The organism is Azospirillum sp. B506, from assembly GCF_000333595.1.
Taxonomy (GTDB): domain Bacteria; phylum Pseudomonadota; class Alphaproteobacteria; order Azospirillales; family Azospirillaceae; genus Azospirillum.
On the sequence record NZ_BADK01001053.1, the window covers coordinates 1 to 264 of the forward strand.

Genomic DNA, 264 nt, shown 5'->3' on the forward strand with positions numbered 1-264 from the left:
CCAAGGCGGCCTTCATCACCTTCGGCGGCGCCTATGCCGTGCTGCCCTACATCGCCGGGCAGGCGGTGGACGGCTATGGCTGGCTCAGTCCGCGGGAGATGATCGACGGTCTGGCGCTGGCCGAGACGACTCCGGGGCCGCTGATCCTGGTCACGCAGTATGTCGGTTTCTTCGCCGGCTGGAACCGGCCGGGTGCGCTGTCGCCGGCACTGGCGGGGACGCTGGGGGCGGTGCTGACGACCTACGTCACCTTCCTTCCCTGCT

At 69.3% G+C, this 264-nt stretch carries 1 protein-coding gene; it reads left to right on the forward strand.

The window, feature by feature from the left end:
- Positions 1-264, forward strand: a 264-nt coding sequence (locus I71_RS32415; protein ID WP_042704026.1) for a chromate transporter, incomplete at both ends; no start/stop codon positions are given.